Annotated in this window: 20 protein-coding genes; all 20 read left to right on the forward strand. The window is 43.3% G+C overall.

The window, feature by feature from the left end:
- Nucleotide 1: 1 nt before the first annotated feature.
- The 20 genes from CVN76_RS29400 to CVN76_RS29490 all read left to right on the forward strand — a co-directional run bounded on the left by CVN76_RS29400 (nucleotide 2) and on the right by CVN76_RS29490 (nucleotide 17,753).
- A complete protein-coding gene (locus CVN76_RS29400; protein ID WP_100534099.1) occupies nucleotides 2-1,315 on the forward strand; it encodes a flagellar hook-length control protein FliK in 1,314 nt (437 codons plus the stop codon).
- 8 nt (nucleotides 1,316-1,323) lie between these two features.
- A complete protein-coding gene (gene flgD, locus CVN76_RS29405) occupies nucleotides 1,324-1,959 on the forward strand; it encodes a flagellar hook assembly protein FlgD (protein WP_100534100.1) in 636 nt (211 codons plus the stop codon).
- An 11-nt stretch (nucleotides 1,960-1,970) separates the two neighbouring features.
- Nucleotides 1,971-2,180 carry a hypothetical protein gene (locus CVN76_RS32015; protein WP_232732505.1) on the forward strand — a complete coding sequence of 70 codons (210 nt, stop codon included), beginning with the start codon at nucleotides 1,971-1,973 and terminating at the stop codon, nucleotides 2,178-2,180.
- Nucleotides 2,168-2,353 (forward strand): hypothetical protein, encoded by a 186-nt coding sequence (locus tag CVN76_RS32020; protein WP_232732506.1) that lies wholly within the window; start codon nucleotides 2,168-2,170, stop codon nucleotides 2,351-2,353. The genes CVN76_RS32015 and CVN76_RS32020 overlap by 13 nt, the downstream gene beginning before the upstream one ends.
- A gap of 83 nt (nucleotides 2,354-2,436) precedes the next feature.
- Nucleotides 2,437-3,702, forward strand: a complete 1,266-nt coding sequence (locus tag CVN76_RS29415) for a flagellar hook protein FlgE (protein WP_100534237.1) — start codon at nucleotides 2,437-2,439, stop codon at nucleotides 3,700-3,702.
- 49 nt (nucleotides 3,703-3,751) lie between these two features.
- On the forward strand, nucleotides 3,752-3,967 hold the full coding sequence (locus tag CVN76_RS29420) for a flagellar FlbD family protein (RefSeq protein ID WP_100534238.1): 216 nt from the start codon (nucleotides 3,752-3,754) through the stop codon (nucleotides 3,965-3,967).
- Nucleotides 3,964-4,392 carry a flagellar basal body-associated protein FliL gene (fliL, locus tag CVN76_RS29425; RefSeq protein ID WP_061144625.1) on the forward strand — a complete coding sequence of 143 codons (429 nt, stop codon included), beginning with the start codon at nucleotides 3,964-3,966 and terminating at the stop codon, nucleotides 4,390-4,392. Before CVN76_RS29420 ends, fliL begins: the two co-directional genes overlap by 4 nt.
- A gap of 52 nt (nucleotides 4,393-4,444) precedes the next feature.
- Complete coding sequence (gene fliM, locus CVN76_RS29430; RefSeq protein WP_100534101.1) at nucleotides 4,445-5,443, forward strand: flagellar motor switch protein FliM; 999 nt, start codon at nucleotides 4,445-4,447, stop codon at nucleotides 5,441-5,443.
- The gene (fliY, locus tag CVN76_RS29435) at nucleotides 5,433-6,644 is read left to right on the forward strand and encodes a flagellar motor switch phosphatase FliY (protein ID WP_100534102.1); all 1,212 of its coding nucleotides are present in this window, start codon (nucleotides 5,433-5,435) and stop codon (nucleotides 6,642-6,644) included. Before fliM ends, fliY begins: the two co-directional genes overlap by 11 nt.
- 17 nt (nucleotides 6,645-6,661) lie before the next feature.
- The gene (locus tag CVN76_RS29440; protein ID WP_061144628.1) at nucleotides 6,662-7,024 is read left to right on the forward strand and encodes a response regulator; all 363 of its coding nucleotides are present in this window, start codon (nucleotides 6,662-6,664) and stop codon (nucleotides 7,022-7,024) included.
- A gap of 15 nt (nucleotides 7,025-7,039) precedes the next feature.
- Nucleotides 7,040-7,696, forward strand: a complete 657-nt coding sequence (locus CVN76_RS29445; protein WP_100534103.1) for a flagellar biosynthetic protein FliO — start codon at nucleotides 7,040-7,042, stop codon at nucleotides 7,694-7,696.
- Nucleotides 7,693-8,358, forward strand: a complete 666-nt coding sequence (gene fliP, locus CVN76_RS29450; RefSeq protein ID WP_100534104.1) for a flagellar type III secretion system pore protein FliP — start codon at nucleotides 7,693-7,695, stop codon at nucleotides 8,356-8,358. Before CVN76_RS29445 ends, fliP begins: the two co-directional genes overlap by 4 nt.
- Before the next feature lie 12 nt (nucleotides 8,359-8,370).
- Complete coding sequence (gene fliQ, locus CVN76_RS29455) at nucleotides 8,371-8,640, forward strand: flagellar biosynthesis protein FliQ (RefSeq protein WP_061144631.1); 270 nt, start codon at nucleotides 8,371-8,373, stop codon at nucleotides 8,638-8,640.
- A gap of 3 nt (nucleotides 8,641-8,643) precedes the next feature.
- A complete protein-coding gene (gene fliR, locus CVN76_RS29460) occupies nucleotides 8,644-9,420 on the forward strand; it encodes a flagellar biosynthetic protein FliR (RefSeq protein WP_100534105.1) in 777 nt (258 codons plus the stop codon).
- Between the two features lies 1 nt (nucleotide 9,421).
- Nucleotides 9,422-10,504 carry a flagellar biosynthesis protein FlhB gene (gene flhB, locus CVN76_RS29465; RefSeq protein ID WP_100534106.1) on the forward strand — a complete coding sequence of 361 codons (1,083 nt, stop codon included), beginning with the start codon at nucleotides 9,422-9,424 and terminating at the stop codon, nucleotides 10,502-10,504.
- Nucleotides 10,505-10,541: 37 nt separating this feature from the next.
- Nucleotides 10,542-12,578 (forward strand): flagellar biosynthesis protein FlhA, encoded by a 2,037-nt coding sequence (gene flhA / locus CVN76_RS29470; protein ID WP_100534107.1) that lies wholly within the window; start codon nucleotides 10,542-10,544, stop codon nucleotides 12,576-12,578.
- Entirely contained in the window at nucleotides 12,575-13,729 is a 1,155-nt protein-coding gene (gene flhF, locus CVN76_RS29475; RefSeq protein WP_100534108.1) for a flagellar biosynthesis protein FlhF, read from the forward strand. The genes flhA and flhF overlap by 4 nt, the downstream gene beginning before the upstream one ends.
- Nucleotides 13,713-14,579, forward strand: coding sequence for a MinD/ParA family protein (locus CVN76_RS29480; RefSeq protein WP_100534109.1), 867 nt, complete (start codon nucleotides 13,713-13,715; stop codon nucleotides 14,577-14,579). The genes flhF and CVN76_RS29480 overlap by 17 nt, the downstream gene beginning before the upstream one ends.
- A 10-nt stretch (nucleotides 14,580-14,589) precedes the next feature.
- Nucleotides 14,590-15,687: a protein-glutamate methylesterase/protein-glutamine glutaminase gene (locus tag CVN76_RS29485; protein ID WP_100534110.1), complete on the forward strand. Its 1,098-nt coding sequence runs from the start codon at nucleotides 14,590-14,592 to the stop codon at nucleotides 15,685-15,687.
- Nucleotides 15,688-15,707: 20 nt separating this feature from the next.
- The gene (locus CVN76_RS29490) at nucleotides 15,708-17,753 is read left to right on the forward strand and encodes a chemotaxis protein CheA (protein WP_100534111.1); all 2,046 of its coding nucleotides are present in this window, start codon (nucleotides 15,708-15,710) and stop codon (nucleotides 17,751-17,753) included.
- Nucleotides 17,754-17,757: the final 4 nt, after the last annotated feature.

The following is a 17,757-nucleotide window of genomic DNA, read 5'->3' on the forward strand; positions in this document are numbered from 1 at the left end:
GATGAATTCAGCCATTAATGCTTTTCTCCCGTCTGTATCGGCAGGTCAAAAAATATCGTCAAAGCAAAACCAACCAATCCATTCCGGTTTTGGCTCAGTCCTTCAATCTGTTGCGGGGGCAGAAGCATCCCTTCCATCTGAAAGCCCTGACGATTTTGAGGGAAGATTGTCCGCATTAGGGGAATTGCTTGATTTTTTGAAACGCGGCTCGTTGATGGGCGATGAGGAAGAGGCAGTTGTTGAAGGGGGTGCAGTTAATACCCAAGAAGATATAAGCAACCAACTTATGCAGGTCCTAAAAAAAATAACTGGAAACAATGAAGATAGTCTTTCGGAATTCCTTTCCAGCATAGAAGAGCTGGATTTAGAGCAAGAACAAGATGATTTGGACCTGAAATCTCAAAGCCTGGTATCGGGCAATGTCATGGAGCTATATACCCTTCTAAAAAAAGTCTCGGTGTTTAGTGAAGAAGAATGGCAGAAGCTGCCCATCCCTGGTGGGGCGAATTTATTGAAATTGGTAAAAATCCAAGATTTGCTATCAGAGAATAAAGAGATGACGCAAGATGAAGCGGTCATCCAGAAGCAACTGAAAAACCTACTTGAAGGGATGACCGGCAAGCTGGAAAAATGGCTGTCCCATCAGCAAAAAGCAAATCCTGAACCTGATCAAACCAACATTTTGGGTACGGCACGAACTAACCAAAGTGAAATCCTAAAAAGCGCATTCTTGACATTCTCAACAAGTGAGAAGGGAAGCAAGGAAACTAAAAGCGGCAGCGGTTTAGCTGTAAAAACCGTGGATGGGGGTCTCTTTCAAGGCCCAGGCATACCTTTGAACATGACGAAGCTGGAACAATTCGTACTGACCGTTTCCAAAGGGGAGCAAACAGTCAGCCAAGAAGAATTCGTTAAGCAATTCGAAAATATTTTGGGCAAGGCTAATTTCAATGCGCATAACGGTGTAAATAAGCTGTTGATCCGGTTGAATCCGGAACATCTAGGAACCTTGAGAATCGAATTGATCCAAAAGGACGGGCTGTTGTCAGCAAGGATATTGGCCACTACTGCACAGGCAAAGGATATGCTCGAGAAGCAGATTCATGGATTGAAGCAAGCTTTTAGCGGGCAAAGCATTCAAATCGAAAAAATTGAAATTTCCCAGGCCTTCACCGCTTTCGGTTCCGAGAAATTCTTACAGAAGGATGCGGATGACCGGCATGAGCGGCAGCAGCGTAAGGAAGAAAGCAACGATGAGGGAGAAGGCGAATTTACAGGCACCCTTGCTGAAGCTCTGCTAAATATGGAAGTGTAGGTGAAAAAATGACGACCATCGATACATCACTTTTATTATCGAATAATCAACAGGACAAAAGAAAAACGGGCGATGCATTAGGAAAAGATGACTTTTTGAAATTGCTGCTCACCCAGCTGCAAAACCAAGATCCTTCAAGTCCAATGGACAATACTGAATTCATTGCTCAGATGGCGACATTTTCATCACTCGAACAGATGATGAATCTGGGGACGAAAATGGATGAAATCATCGGGATCAATCAACAAAATAGTTTAATGAATTATAACTCCTTTGTCGGAAAAGAAGTCACGTGGCATAAATTGGATGAGGGCGATGATAACCTTGCGATAGAAGAAGGAAAAGGCATCGTGAAATCCATTCAATATAAGGGCGAGAATGTGTATTTCCTTTTAGAAGATGGCACAAAACTTACACCGGCCAATATTTCCGCCATGGAACAAACAAGCACGACTTCGATAGGCCTAACTGCGGCAAGCGAGTTAATCGGGAAACGGGTAAGCTGGAAGGATGAAAAAAATGGGGATTCGTCAGCAATCGTTGTCTCTGTGTCCATGAATAAAGGCAAGCTGCAAATAGAAGTGGATGATGAAAGCAAAACCAAGCTGTCCTATGAGCAACTGACCGAAATTGCCAAACCATAAAGGGGCGGGAAATGAATAAACTTGGTTTCCAAGCAAATCCCGCTCAGATGTTGTCACAGCCAAAGTTACCTTTGCGCCAAAGGCAAATCACCCCTCAAGGATTTCAGCACCATTTTCAAGCCGCCGTGTCCCCTATTGAAAAATTGACCATAAGTAAACATGCGCAAATGAGGGTGAATGAAAGAAATATCCAAATAGCGCCGCAAATGTGGGGGGAATAGAAGTAAAAGCAGATGAGGCCAAAAAGAAGAGTGTGACCGAATCTCCTGTCATTACGGATAATGCTGCGCTCATAATAAGTACGAAAAATAACAAAGTCATTACGGTCATGGATAGGGATGAAGCATCAGCGCAAATTTTCACGAACATTAATGGAACCATCATTTTGGATTGATAGAATAGTAGGCTGGACCTAATATAGGAAGTCTGGACTGTGGAATGACGGAAGCGGTCGCAAAAAGAAAGGGGAGCTTTAATATGCTTCGTTCAATGTATTCGGGAATAAGCGGATTAAAAAACTTACAAACAAAATTGGATGTTATCGGCAATAACGTCGCCAATGTCAATACTTACGGTTTCAAAAAAAGCCGTGTGACATTCAGCGATGCGATGAACCAAACGATATCCGGTGCAAGCGCAGCTACAGCCAATAAGGGTGGGACTAACTCGAAACAAATCGGATTGGGCTCCACGATTGCTACGATTGATACCATCCATACTCAATCAAGCTTACAAACGACCGGACGGGATCTTGATTTGGGGATATCTGGCGATGGCTATTTTGTGGTCAAGCAAGGCGATGCACTTTCCTATACGCGGGCAGGAAACTTTTATTTGGATGATAACGGTACTCTAGTAAATGCGAATGGTTTGAAAGTACAGGCTTACAAGGTCGATGAAAACGGGAAACGGTCGAAAACCATCGGCGATGTCGCCGTTAACGTCAATGCCATCTTACCTGCAGTAACCACGACGAAAATATCGGTAAGTGAAAATCTTGCTGCTGACGCCATTGATGGTTCCGTATTCAGCCAGCAAATAAAAGTGGTGGATGGAAAGGGAAAGGAACAGACGGCCACGATTTATTTCCAAAAGACGAGTGATAATAAATGGAACGTTTTTGATGAAGAGCCTGCTGCACTTGGGGATACTTCAGCCACAAAACCAAAACCGTTCACTTCGTTGAATTTCGACGCGAATGGCCAGCTCGTGGCCGCTGACAAAAATCAGCCAAACAAAACGATTAACATAACAAGCGGCAAAGAGGATGACACGAATACAGCGGCTGATGAAAGCGTCCAAAGGGCTCAATTGGATTTTGATTTCTCAAAGCTCACTCAAGTCAAAGGCTCTACAACTGCATTAGTCAACCCGAATGGCAATAAAGAAGGAAAACTGGAAAGCTTCAATATTGGTTCGGCAGGGGAAGTGAATGGCGTTTATTCCAACGGTCTGATCACTACATTGGGTCAGCTGGCTGTTGCCAAGTTTTCCAATTCATCAGGCTTGACGAAAAAGGGAGGGAATACTTTCCAGGAATCCATCAACTCAGGTACGGCAAACATCAATATCCCTGGTGAGGGGCGCGGTGTGATCGCTTCAGGTTCATTGGAAATGTCCAATGTCGATCTGTCAGAAGAGTTCACGGAAATGATTGTTGCCCAACGGGGTTTTCAATCGAATTCCAGGATCATCACGACTTCGGATGAGATATTACAAGAATTGGTTAATTTAAAAAGATAGGCTAAAGGAGGGAGGAGCCCGGTGCTTATTGCTCTGGCTCCTAAATATCATTATCAAAGTGACAAGACTCAATGGAAAATGCTTTCACGTCAATGCGTTGTACATAGACACAATCGAATCATTGCCTGATACGACCATCTCTTTTACAAATGGCAAAAAGATCGTGGTACTTGAAAAGGAAGAGGAAATGGTCGAAGCTATTATTCAATTTTATCGTACCGTGAATATTCTTGGATTCAGGAAGGATGTGGAGGAAGGAACATGAAAAAAAAATTAATGACCATAATATTGATCATACTTGTGGCCATCACGCTGGTAGGTGTCATAGCGGTAGTGGTTGTGACAAAGTTATCTGAGCCCACATCTGCCGAAGCTAAACCGAGCATTGACGAAATCGTCAAATCATCTGTTGAAATTCCCGAAATAACAACGAACCTTGACGGCAATGATTATATCAAAATCTCATTTATGGTCCAAACCGAAAATAAAAAGGCAAAAGAAGAATTGGAAAAAAGAAATTTCCAGATGAAAAATATCATCATTACTGAACTGTCCGAAATGAAAGCGGAAGAGTTAACCGGTAAAAAAGGTAAAGAAAAATTACAAAATGTATTAAAGGATAGAATGAATGAATTAATGGAAGAAGGAAAAGTTGAAAAGGTTTATATAACCTCCTCGATTCTTCAATAAGGACAACCTTGCTTCATTAAATAAGAAGGGGAAGCTTTGGAGGTGAATGTTAATGTCCGGGGAAATATTATCACAAAATGAAATCGATGCTTTGCTATCGGCCATTTCAACAGGTGAAATGGATGCAGATGATTTAAAGAAAGAAGAACTGGAAAAAAGAGTGAAAGTGTATGACTTCAAAAGGGCACTCCGTTTTTCAAAGGATCAAATCAGGAGCCTGACCAGGATACATGAGAACTTTGCAAGGTTGCTGACCACTTACTTTTCAGCTCAGCTAAGGACGTATGTTCAAATATCCGTTGCTTCTGCAGACCAAATCCCGTATGAAGAGTTTATCCGTTCCATCCCTAAAATGACGATCCTGAATGTGTTTGAGGTGCCGCCTCTGGATGGCCGGATCATTCTTGAGGTCAACCCGAATATCGCCTATTCGATGATGGATCGAGTGTTGGGGGGACGGGGCATAAGCGTGAACAAAGTGGATAGTTTAACGGAAATAGAAACGAAAATCATGTCCAATTTATTCGAGAAGGCTTTTGAGAATTTGCAGGAGGCTTGGGGGACGATTGTTGAAATCGAGCCGGAGATGACCGAGTTCGAGGTGAACCCGCAATTCCTTCAATTGGTCTCGCCCAATGATACGGTAGTGGTCATTTCCTTGAATACACAAATTGGTGAAACGAGCGGAATGATCAATGTGTGCATTCCACATGTGGTTTTGGAGCCGATCATACCAAAGCTATCAGCTCATTATTGGATGGAAACTGCCCAGAAGGAGAAAATTCCTGAGGAAATCATGATTTTAGAAAAACGGATCAGGAATGCTGACCTTCCGATTGTGTCCGAGCTCGGTTCTACCGATATCACCATCCAGGATTTTTTGTTACTGGATGTTGGTGATGTGATTGACTTAAATAAGGCGATCGAGGAACCTTTGATGATAAAGGTAGGAGGAATCCCTAAATATAGGGGACAGCCAGGAAAAGTAGGTAAAAAGCACGCCATCCAGATTCTTGATATTTTGAAAGGGGGAGACGAAGATGATAAGTGATGAAATGCTCTCGCAAGACGAGATAGATGCCCTTTTAAAAGGTACAAGTGACATAGAAGATGAGGTGAGCCCTCTTTCGATTGACGAGTATTTATCGATGATGGAACTGGACGCTCTCGGTGAAATTGGTAATATTTCTTTCGGAAGCTCGGCAACGGCCTTATCCACATTATTGAACCAGAAAGTGGACATCACGACACCGACGGTAACCTTGATTGAGAGGGGCCAGATCGCTAGTGAATTTCCGCATCCATATGTAGCGATACAGGTGCAATATACGGAAGGTTTTTCAGGCATCAATATGCTCGTCATCAAACAAAGCGATGCGGCCATCATTGCCGATTTAATGCTTGGTGGCGATGGGCTGAATCCATCAGATATGCTGGGGGAAATCCAGTTGAGTGCCGTTCAGGAAGCGATGAACCAAATGATGGGCTCGGCCGCGACATCCATGTCGACCATTTTTAGTAAAAAGGTCGATATTTCCCCGCCAAGCATAGACCTGCTTAACTTTTTGAATGGTGAAGGGGAAAACGCGATACCAAATGAAGATTTATTTGCAAAAATCTCATTCCGTCTTCGTGTCGGTACGTTAATCGATTCCAGCATCATGCAGCTGCTGCCTTTGGAATTCGCCAAAGGGTTAGTCTCTGAACTATTGAATGGGACAAACGAAGAGGCCGATATGAAGTTGGAAAAACCAGTTAGCCAGCCAACACACAGCCCCTCACCTGAGCCTGAACGTGTCCAGAGTACGGGAATGAATCCACCACCGGAAAATGACGCTTATGGGCAAGGCGGCTATCAAACGCATCCGGCAAGTCAAAGCCCGAATGTGCCGCAGCACTTTGGAGCCCCATCGGCACCAGCAGGTCCACCGGTGAATGTGCAGCCTGCGAGCTTCACTAGTTTTCAGCCCCATCAGCTTCAAGAGTCTGAATCGAAAAATCTAAGCATGCTGATGGATATTCCGCTGCAAGTAACGGTGGAGCTGGGGAGAACGAAGCGTTCTGTCAAGGATATTTTGGAGCTTTCCTCCGGTTCGATCATCGAATTGGATAAATTGGCAGGAGAGCCAGTCGATATCCTGGTTAACAGCCGATTGATAGCAAAAGGTGAAGTGGTAGTGATCGATGAAAACTTTGGTGTCCGGGTTACGGATATCATGAGCCAAAGTGAACGATTAAATAAAATCAGATAAATTTGGGGGAGAAAATAATGGCGAATAGAATTTTAATAGTGGACGATGCAGCATTTATGAGAATGATGATTAAGGATATCTTGTCTAAAAATGGATTTGAGATCGTCGGCGAAGCAGCAGATGGTGCACAAGCGGTGGACAAATATAAAGAAACACATCCCGACCTTGTAACGATGGATATCACGATGCCAGAGATGGATGGAATCACGGCATTAAAGGAAATTAAAAAGATCAATCCTCAAGCTAAGGTCATTATGTGCTCAGCAATGGGGCAACAAGCGATGGTCATCGATGCGATCCAAGCTGGGGCGAAAGACTTTATCGTGAAGCCTTTCCAAGCAGATCGGGTGTTGGAAGCCATAAATAAAGCATTAAGTTAAGAGGGTGTCTTCATATTGTCTTTTATTAAAAAATGGCTACAGGTCTCATTGATGATAGCAATATTCTTCACTGGGGCCATGCAGGCCCATGCGGAAAATCTTGATAAAACGGTGAAGGATGCCTATCGACAGCCGAATGCTAACGTGGATAAAGCTGATTCCAAAGACTTACAATCTAACAATCAAGCTTCTGGTCCCGATAAAGTCGGGATAACCGTTTGGGAATTTCTCAGGATGATATTTGCAACCATCTTTGTGGTAGGTCTTCTTTATATATTATTAAAATTCATCAATAAAAAAAATAAATCATACCAAAAGGCAAATTCAGTAGAAAATATAGGCGGTACCAGCCTTGGTGCAAATCGTTCCGTTCAGCTTGTTAAAGTGGGGGGCCGAATATTGGTGATCGGGGTCGGCGAAAATATCCAACTCCTTAAAGAAATCGATGATCCTTCGGAATGCGAACAGCTTTTGCAAGACCATAACGATAAGATCGATCAAATGCTGCAGCCCGGTGCCATGGCAATGAAGCTGAAAAATAAGTGGTTGAAGAAAAATGAATCAAAATCGGCCGGTTTCTCAACCGAGTTCAAAAATCAGCTCGATCAAATGTCTGCCAGCAGGAAGAAGCTGTTAAATGAGCTTGATAGGAAAGGGAGAGACGATGAATGAATGAGTTCATGGAGTTTTTCAAAACTAGCGATCCCGCCAATGTCTCCACTTCCGTCAAGCTTGTCCTGCTCATGACCGTTTTAACGCTGGCTCCCAGCATTTTGATCCTGATGACGTGTTTCACAAGAATAATAATAGTACTGAGCTTTGTGAGAACATCATTAGGTACACAGCAGATGCCTCCGAATCAGGTGCTGGTCGGACTGGCTCTTTTCATGACATTTTTCATCATGGCACCGACATTTCAGGAAGTGAATGAGAAAGCACTGACTCCATTATTTAATGAAGAAATAGATTTGGAAGAAGCATATGTGGAGGCCTCGATACCTTTTAAGGAATTCATGAGCGCCCATACAAGGCAGAAGGATCTGGCGTTGTTTTTGGACTATGCAAAGGTGGAAAAGCCTGAAACGATACAGGATATACCTTTGACTGCCTTTGTACCGGCGTTTGCAATCAGTGAAATCAAAACGGCTTTTCAAATTGGCTTTATGATATTCATTCCATTTTTGGTTATCGATATGGTCGTAGCAAGCGTCCTGATGTCGATGGGGATGATGATGCTGCCGCCGGTCATGATTTCCCTGCCCTTTAAAATCCTTCTTTTCATTCTTGTCGATGGATGGTATTTGGTCGTGAAGTCTTTATTACAGAGTTTTTAAGCGGGTGAAAAAATGAATGCAGAGTTTGTTATCGATATAGCAGAAAAAGGAATATATATGGTATTGATCATTGCTGGCCCATTGATGGTGATAGCTCTGGTTGTAGGGCTTTTAGTAAGCATTTTTCAGGCGACTACACAGATTCAGGAACAGACCTTGGCATTCGTTCCGAAAATCGTGGCCGTTTTGTTGGGACTCATACTTCTGGCTCCGTGGATGCTGAGCCATTTATTATCATACGCAAATGAAATTTTCGGTAACCTGAATCGATTTGTAGGGTAGGGCATGGAAGAACTATTTCCGCATTTTCCTGCTTTTTTATTAATCGTGGTCAGGGTCACCACATTTTTTGTGGCAATGCCGATTTTCTCCTACCGCTCAATACCGGTGCAGCATCGTCTTGGGCTTGGAATCTTCCTTGCCTGGATCATGTACTATACCATTGATGCCCCCATCCTTGATTTGGATGCCACATTTTATTTGTTGATCATTAAGGAAGCACTTGTGGGGCTTTTCATTGGATTTGCTGCCTATATGATTTTATCAGCCGTTCAGGTAGCAGGGGGATTGATTGATTTTCAGTTGGGTTTTTCGATAGCCAATGTCATCGATCCCCAAACCGGTGCCCAAAGCCCGTTGATGGGACAATATCTATATACCATCGCTTTATTATTCCTATTGAGCACGAACGGCCATCATTTGCTTTTGGACGGGATATTTTATAGCTACCAATTCATTCCGATCGATCAATTGTTTGTGCCATTTGGGGATCATAGATTGATAGAATACTTGGCCAAGGCATTCGGAAAAGCGTTCATGATTGCCTTTCAAATGTCGATACCAGTGGTGGGAAGCATTTTTCTGGTGGATGTCACGCTAGGCATCCTTGCAAGGACGGTTCCCCAATTGAATGTATTCGTTGTCGGAATCCCAGTCAAAATCATAGCGGGCTTGGCGGTTATTGTTTTGGTAATGGGAATGATGATGACGGTTGTCACCCAACTCTTCAATTTCTTGCTTGTGACGATGCGTCATCTCATGCAGCTGATCGGAGGCATATGATTTGGACAAAATTCAGCTGGATTTACAGTTCTTCGCAGGTGAGAAGACTGAAAAGGCGACACCGAAAAAACGCCAGGATTCGAAGAAAAAAGGACAGGTGGCAAAGAGTCAGGATGTTAACACATCCGTTAATTTAATTGCTGTATTTGCGGTGCTATTGATTATGGGGCCTTATATGTACAACCATCTCGTCGCTCTCATGAAAGATTATCTGCAGCATTTTACCGTGGCTGGCTTCACGGAGGGAACTGTCCAGATTATCATGATCGAAGTACTGAAGGAAATGGGCCTAGTCCTTGGACCTGTTTTTGCAGCGGCGGTGGTGGCTGGCATTTTGGCTAATGTCATGCAGATCGGGTTCATGTTTTCAACAGAATCCATACAGTTCAAGCTTGAAAAATTGGATCCCATTAAAGGTTTCAAACGTATCTTTTCGATGAGGGCGATTGTTGAATTATTGAAATCGATTCTTAAAATATCCTTTGTTGGCTTTGTTGCCTTTTATGTACTTTGGCAGCGAATGGACGAGATTATGATTTTATCACAGATTTCTGTGGAAGAAGCGATGGCAACGCTGGCGGATATAACGATCAAAGTAGGATTTTATGCTGCCGTGGCTTTATTGTTCATTGCTCTATTGGACTATTTGTATCAGAAATATGACTTTGAAAAAAACATCCGAATGTCCAAGCAGGATATTAAGGATGAATATAAAAACTCCGAAGGCGATCCGCTCATCAAGTCAAAAATCAAGCAAAAGCAAAGGCAGATGGCTGCTCAAAGAATGATGCAGGAGATTCCCAATGCCGACGTCGTCATTACCAATCCGACACATTTTGCCATTGCTTTAAAATATGATGAAGAAAAAGCGGAGGCTCCGTTTGTAGTGGCAAAGGGCGTTGACTTTGTCGCTCAGAAAATTAAATTCATCGCTAAAGAAAACGATGTAATCATGGTGGAAAATCGCCCTTTGGCAAGATCCTTATACGATCAGGCGGAATTGGGCCAGGCGATTCCCGAGGAGTTCTTTAAGGCGGTCGCTGAAATACTCGCCTTTGTTTATAAATCCAAAGGTAAGCTGTAAAGAAGTAAAGGTAACCCGTTAGTTAGGAGAGAAAAACATGCGAGCAAGAGATTTAGTTGTTATATCGAGCGTCATCATGATCGTTGCCATGTTGGTCATTCCATTGCCGACATGGTTGTTAAGTATTTTACTCCTTTTGAATATCTCTCTTGCGCTGCTGGTTCTATTGACAACGATGAATATGAAAGAACCTCTCGAATTCTCGATCTTCCCTTCGTTGCTCCTTTTACTGACATTGTTCAGGTTGGGGTTGAATGTTTCGACGACTCGTGCCATTTTGACCTATGGTGATGCTGGCGGTGTCGTAGAAACCTTCGGGTCGTTTGTAGTCGGAGGTAATGTGCTTGTAGGATTAGTTGTGTTCATCATATTGGTCATCATCAATTTCATTGTCATCACGAAAGGATCGGAACGGGTCTCGGAGGTTGCCGCCAGGTTTACACTGGATGCGATGCCAGGGAAACAGATGGCCATTGATGCGGATTTGAATGCTGGGATGATTTCCGAAACGGAAGCACGTGCCAGAAGGGATAAAATCAGTAACGAAGCAGACTTTTATGGCTCGATGGATGGTGCGAGCAAATTTGTTAAAGGAGATGCAATTGCTGGCATCATCATAGTCATCATTAACTTGATTTTTGGGATGATCATTGGGGTCATGCAATTGGACATGGGATTTGCTGAATCCGCCACCCATTTTTCGATGTTATCCGTTGGTGATGGAATCGTCAGTCAGGTGCCGGCCTTATTGATTTCAACGGCAACAGGAATAGTCGTGACAAGGGCTGCCTCGAACGGCAACCTCGGAGCGGATATTGTTGAACAACTGTTTCAATTTCCCAAAATGCTCTACCTGACAGCAGCCACCATCTTCCTGCTTGGATTGTTCACCCCGATTTCCGACTTATTCACTTTGCCGATTGCAGCTTTGCTAGTCGTAGGCGGGTATACCATTTCCAGGATACCGAAGCAGGACGAAAGCGAAATTCAGGAGATGGAAGAAGTTCTTGAAACGGATGAAATGAAAAGTCCGGAAAGTGTCGTGAATCTGTTAAGTGTCGACCCGATCGAATTTGAGTTTGGATATGGACTGATTCCTCTTGCGGATGCCAATCAAGGAGGGGACCTGCTGGATCGCGTCGTCATGATCCGCAGACAGCTTGCCATCGAATTGGGGCTCGTGATTCCCGTCGTCAGGATCCGGGATAACATTCAGTTGAATCCCAATGAGTACCGTTTGAAAATTAAGGGGAGTGTCATGGCAAAAGGGGAATTGCTCCTTAATCATTTCTTGGCCATGAGTCCGGGAATGGAGGATGATTCGATCGAAGGGATCGATACGATTGAACCCTCCTTTGGCTTACCGGCCAAATGGATCACGGATGATATGAAGGAACATGCCGAGATGATGGGATATACCGTTGTGGACCCTCCGAGTGTAGTTTCCACACACTTGACGGAAGTCATAAAGGCCAATGCACAGGAATTATTGGGCAGGCAGGAAACGAAGCAATTGATCGATCACCTCCGGGAATCTTCACCAATCCTTGTAGAGGAAGTAACACCTAATCCCTTGTCGATTGGCGATGTGCAAAAAGTGTTGGCAAAGTTATTGAAGGAAAAGGTGTCGATAAGGAATTTACCGATCATTTTCGAAACACTTGCTGATTATGGAAAGCTATCAACTGACACGGATTTGCTTACTGAATATGTAAGGCAGAATTTAGCACGGCAAATAACCGGTTCATTTATGACCGATGAAAATAAAATCAAAGTGATAACCTTATCGGGGAAAGTGGAAAAAACGATCGCTGATGGGGTTCAGCAAACCGAACATGGTAACTATTTATCACTTGATCCAATCATATCGCAATCCATATTGGAAGCCATTTCAGCCAAGCTGGAGGAACTGACATTAATGGATCACCAACCGATCTTGCTCTGTTCCCCGGCAGTACGGATGTATGTCCGCCAATTGACGGAACGTTATTTTCCCAATGTGCCGGTTCTTTCATATAACGAACTAGAATCCAATGTAGAAGTACAAAGTGTAGGGGTGGTGAATATCGATTGAAGGTAAAGAAATATTTGGCCCCGTCAATGACCGAGGCGATGAAGCGAATTAGGGGGGAGCTAGGCAGTGAGGCGGTCATCTTAAGCTCAAAAGCTGTCTATAAAGGTGGTTTCCTAGGTTTGTTCAAGAAGAGGAATATTGAAGTCATTGCGGCGATCGATCCTGTTTCCGCTCCTCTGCAACCGGTAACCAAGCAAAAAAAGAAGAAGCTGCCTTCCAATCCGCAACCGGAAGATCAAGCACCCGCTGTTTATGAATCCAGGGGGAATTCCGAGTTAATGAAAGAAATCGAAGGCTTGAAAGACATGATTAATCGGATACAGATCCATTCATCTGATCGAAAAATCCCCGAGAGATTGCAGAAAGCCTATGATTGCTTAACGGAACAGGAAGTCGACCCGGCACTTCGGTCACAAATCATGGATGAATTACTTGAAAAATGGTTCGCTTTCAAGCAACGTGCTACCGTTGAAGAGGTACAAGCCTGGTTGGAAGAAGCGTTGCTGGCGATTTTGGATCAGGTCGAGAACGGACAACCGGGAATGCAGAAAAAGTATATCAATATTGTCGGCCCAACAGGGGTGGGCAAGACAACGACTCTTGCCAAGGTAGCTGCAGAAACCATGTTGAAGCATGATAAAAGGGTGGCTTTCATAACGACGGATACTTACAGAATTGCAGCCATAGATCAGCTTAAGACGTATGCGAAGATTTTGAACGTTCCGATCGAAGTGGCTTATAACTTGGAAGACTTCAAACGGGCGACTGAACGTTTCTCCCATTATGATTATGTTTTTATAGATACAGCCGGGAGGAATTTCCGCAATCCGCAATATGTCAAAGATCTGAATGAGATCATTCATTTTACAGATGAGATCGAAACCTATTTGGTGCTGTCATTAACCTCCAAGCAAAAAGATATGGAAGATATTTACCGACAGTTTGCAGCCATTCCGATAAAACAGGTCATTTTTACAAAAGCGGACGAAACCTCGACTTTCGGTAGCATCTTTAATTTCATACACACGCATAAAGTAGGAGCCGCTTATATAACGAATGGCCAGAATGTTCCGGATGATATTGAAATTGCGACATCATCACAGCTATTGAAAATGGCTCTTGAGGCAAAAAAATATGAAAGACCAAGCTGAGAGCCTGAGAAGGAGATTGGAAGCCCTGCAAAAACACACAATGGCAAGAACCATTGCCGTTTTAAGTGGCAAGGGCGGTGTCGGTAAATCCAATTTTTCCTTGAATTTTTCAATTGCCTTATCCAAAAGGGGAAAAAAAGTATTGCTGTTTGACATGGACATCGGCATGGGGAACATAGATATTTTAATCGGGGGGCATTCCCCCTTCAGTATTATCGATTTCTTTGAAAATGGTCGCAGTCTGCAGGAAATCATCACGGATGGTCCAGGTAATATTTCAATCATCACTGGCGGAACGGGCCTGTTGAATCTCTTTTCACTTGATGAAGTGAAGTTTGCGCGTTTCAATGAAGAATTCAGTTCATTGATGGCGAACTACGATTATATATTATTTGATATGGGTGCGGGCATTACGCATGATTCACTGAAATTCCTGTTATGTGTCGATGAATTATTCGTGATTACGACCCCGGAGCCGACTTCCATCACGGATGCCTATTCTGCAATGAAATATATTCATTCAATCAATAAAGAGATTCCATGTTTCCTTGTGTGCAATAGGATATGTTCAAGCAAGGAGGGGAAGGAAACGATTAAGCGTCTGCAAAATGCCTTCATGAAATTTTTAGATCTTGAAACGGTTGCATTAGGTTATGTACCAGACGACAGGACCGTTTCAAAAGCCGTTTCTAAACAAATGCCATTTATCCTTTTCGACCCTGAAGCCGATGTATCCCGAGCCATCATGGACATGGGGACGAGATATGCAAATCATTCATTTGGGGGGGATATGACGTTGACTAAAGGTCATTTCCTCCGAAATATGAAAAGATATTTTCTTGGAAAGTAGGTCTCCTTACATGAGTAAAGTAAGAGTATTGATAGTGGATGATTCTGCGTTCATGAGAAAGCTAATTTCAGAGTTTTTATCGGAAGAAAGCAGGATTGAGGTCATTGGAACAGCGAGAAATGGAAAAGATGCTTTAGAAAAAATCAAGGCATTGAAACCTGATGTCGTGACTTTGGATGTGGAAATGCCGGTTATGGACGGTCTGCAAGCTTTGAACTTGATCATGAATGAATGTCCAACCTCCGTGGTCATGTTATCAAGCACAACCAAGGTAGGTACCGAAAATACATTTGCTGCGATGAGCAGCGGGGCCTTTGATTTTGTGGCAAAGCCTTCCGGTGCCATTTCACTGGATTTGCATAAAATCAAGAAGGAACTTCATGAAAAAGTTATGGCAGCAAGCCGGGCAAATGTTCACAAACTGCAAAAAAACGCTCTGAATATTGAAAAAAGCCCATCAGTTTGGAAAAAACATAGTAAAATAGAATCAGTTAATTTGGTTAAAAAACAAAAAAAAGAAGCAAACTGGTCCGATGGAAATGATAAGGTCATTGTCATCGGTACATCCACTGGAGGCCCAAGAGCCTTGCAGACTGTTTTGACAGGTCTGCCTGGCGATATCGATGCGTCGATCCTTGTAGTCCAGCATATGCCTCCCGGCTTCACGAATTCCTTGGCTTCCCGCCTGAATTCATTATGCAAGATACAAGTGAAGGAAGCTGAAGAGGGGGAACTGATCCAAAAGGGCATAGCCTACATCGCTCCCGGAGGTTTTCACTTGAAAGTGAGAAAGGTCGGAATGAATTGGGCGGTTCATTTAGATCAATCGGATTTGCGCAATGGACACCGCCCTTCCGTGGATGTGCTCTTTGAATCCGTCAGTGAAATGAATGAATTTGCGAAGATAGCGGTTATCATGACCGGGATGGGAATGGACGGGGCGAGCGGCCTTAAGAAGCTGAAACAAAAGGGCCTTTCAAAGGCGATAGCGGAATCACAGGAGACATCGATCGTTTTTGGTATGCCGAAAGCGGCAATCAATACGAATTTAATAGATAACATAGAGGATGTAGAAAAAATAGCTAAATCGATAATGGGCTATTGTTAACTCGTGGAGGTGGAGATTATATGGATATGAATCAGTATTTAGAGGTATTTATTGAGGAAAGTAAGGAACATCTTCAAACAGCAAGCGAACAATTGCTGGTGCTTGAGAAGAACCCGGAAGACCTCTCGATTGTCAACGAAATCTTTCGTTCCGCTCATACGTTAAAAGGGATGTCCGCAACGATGGGGTATGAGGATTTGGCGAACTTAACCCATAAAATGGAGAATGTTTTGGATGCGATCCGTAACAGTCAAATCATTCTTACGCCTGAAGTGTTTGATGTGATATTTTTAGCCGTTGATGATTTAGAAGCGATGGTCATGTCCATTGCAGAAGGCGGAGATGGAAAAAGAGACGTCTCTAAGGTTGTCCATCAACTGGATTTGATTGAAAAAGGGGAGTCACCAGTCACATCCTCGGCCGCAGAGGTTGCAGCAGCTTCAGCCGTTCTTGATAAGGAGGAAATGAATGAGGGGCAGTATGATGAATTCGAATGGACAGTGCTTCAGCAGTCCAAAGAGCAAGGGTTCAACAGCTTTGAAATCACAATACAATTGCGTACGGATTGTCTGTTAAAAGCTGCCCGGGTATTCATGGTATTTGAAGTGCTTGAAAAAGCCGGTGAAGTCATCAAATCCCATCCGCCTGTCGAACTGTTGGAAGAAGAGCAGTTCGATCAGCAATTCAGCGTCACGATGATAACCAAGGAATCGAGTGAAGAGTTACAGAAAAAAATCATGAAGGTTTCTGAAGTGGATACTGTGGTGATACATAGCCTTGATCTGGAAGTGGCGCGACATGCAAACGTTAAAGAGGATAAAATTGCTGAAATGGATAACAAGGGACAAGAGAAGAATGATGATATGCTTCCAATCGATGTTAAAGAAAAGAAAAAACAGCCGTCCGTTAAACCTGCATCAAGCAAAACGATCCGCGTAAACATAGAACGTCTTGATATATTAATGAATTTATTCGAGGAGCTTGTAATCGATCGAGGAAGGCTTGATCAAATTTCCAATGATTTGGGTAATCAGGAGCTGCATGAAACAGTAGAAAGAATGTCCCGTATTACAAGCGATTTACAAACAATCGTATTGAATATGCGGATGGTGCCTGTGGAAACGGTATTCAATCGCTTTCCAAAAATGGTCCGCCAATTAGCGAGGGATTTAAACAAGAAAGTTGAATTGGAAATCACGGGAGCAGAAACCGAGCTTGATCGCACAGTCATCGATGAAATTGGCGATCCACTCGTCCATTTATTGAGGAACGCCATGGATCATGGAATCGAGACACCTGAAGAACGTCTGGCGAAAGGAAAGAACGAAGAAGGCAAAATCCATCTGAAAGCATATCACAGCGGAAACCATGTATTCATTGAAATTGATGATGATGGGGCAGGCATTAAAAAAGAGCGAGTTTTGAACAAGGCGCTTACCAATGGAATTATAACGAGGGAAACGGCTGCCACTCTGACAGATAAGCAAATCTATGAATTGATATTCGCCTCGGGCTTCTCGACAGCTGAAACCATTTCGGATGTATCAGGACGGGGTGTCGGTCTGGATGTAGTGAAGAATACAATCGAATCTCTGGGCGGCTCTGTCACAATCGATTCAAAAGAGGACGAAGGATCGATATTCCTTATTCAGCTGCCACTTACATTGTCGATTATTTCAGTGATGCTGGTTGCCATCCAGGATGAAAAATATGCAATACCGCTTTCTTCCATTATAGAAACAGCGATCATAAAAAAAGAAGATATCATGAACGCCCATAATCAACAGGTTATAGACTTTAGGGGCAAAGTGCTTCCGCTTCTTTTCCTTAAAGATATTTTTGAAGTGCCGATCAGTCGGGCAGAGGAAGAGTTCCTCTCTGTGGTCATCGTAAGAAAGGGCGACAAATTAGCAGGATTGGTCGTTGATTCATTCATTGGGCAGCTTGAGGTGGTCTTGAAATCACTAGGCAATTATTTAACAAGCGCCTTTGCAATATCGGGTGCGACGATTCTTGGTGACGGTCAAGTAGCTTTAATCATCGATTGCAACACATTGATTCATTGATTGA

The organism is Bacillus sp. mrc49, from assembly GCF_002803435.1.

Coding starts and splice junctions, on each gene's coding strand:
- CVN76_RS29400 (WP_100534099.1), top strand. CDS start 2: ATGAATTCAGCCATTAATGCTTTTCTCCCGTCTGTATCGGCAGGTCAA.
- flgD (WP_100534100.1), top strand. CDS start 1,324: ATGACGACCATCGATACATCACTTTTATTATCGAATAATCAACAGGAC.
- CVN76_RS32015 (WP_232732505.1), top strand. CDS start 1,971: ATGAATAAACTTGGTTTCCAAGCAAATCCCGCTCAGATGTTGTCACAG.
- CVN76_RS29415 (WP_100534237.1), top strand. CDS start 2,437: ATGCTTCGTTCAATGTATTCGGGAATAAGCGGATTAAAAAACTTACAA.
- fliL (WP_061144625.1), top strand. CDS start 3,964: ATGAAAAAAAAATTAATGACCATAATATTGATCATACTTGTGGCCATC.
- fliM (WP_100534101.1), top strand. CDS start 4,445: ATGTCCGGGGAAATATTATCACAAAATGAAATCGATGCTTTGCTATCG.
- fliY (WP_100534102.1), top strand. CDS start 5,433: ATGATAAGTGATGAAATGCTCTCGCAAGACGAGATAGATGCCCTTTTA.
- CVN76_RS29440 (WP_061144628.1), top strand. CDS start 6,662: ATGGCGAATAGAATTTTAATAGTGGACGATGCAGCATTTATGAGAATG.
- fliP (WP_100534104.1), top strand. CDS start 7,693: ATGAATGAGTTCATGGAGTTTTTCAAAACTAGCGATCCCGCCAATGTC.
- fliQ (WP_061144631.1), top strand. CDS start 8,371: ATGAATGCAGAGTTTGTTATCGATATAGCAGAAAAAGGAATATATATG.
- fliR (WP_100534105.1), top strand. CDS start 8,644: ATGGAAGAACTATTTCCGCATTTTCCTGCTTTTTTATTAATCGTGGTC.
- flhA (WP_100534107.1), top strand. CDS start 10,542: ATGCGAGCAAGAGATTTAGTTGTTATATCGAGCGTCATCATGATCGTT.
- CVN76_RS29480 (WP_100534109.1), top strand. CDS start 13,713: ATGAAAGACCAAGCTGAGAGCCTGAGAAGGAGATTGGAAGCCCTGCAA.
- CVN76_RS29485 (WP_100534110.1), top strand. CDS start 14,590: ATGAGTAAAGTAAGAGTATTGATAGTGGATGATTCTGCGTTCATGAGA.
- CVN76_RS29490 (WP_100534111.1), top strand. CDS start 15,708: ATGGATATGAATCAGTATTTAGAGGTATTTATTGAGGAAAGTAAGGAA.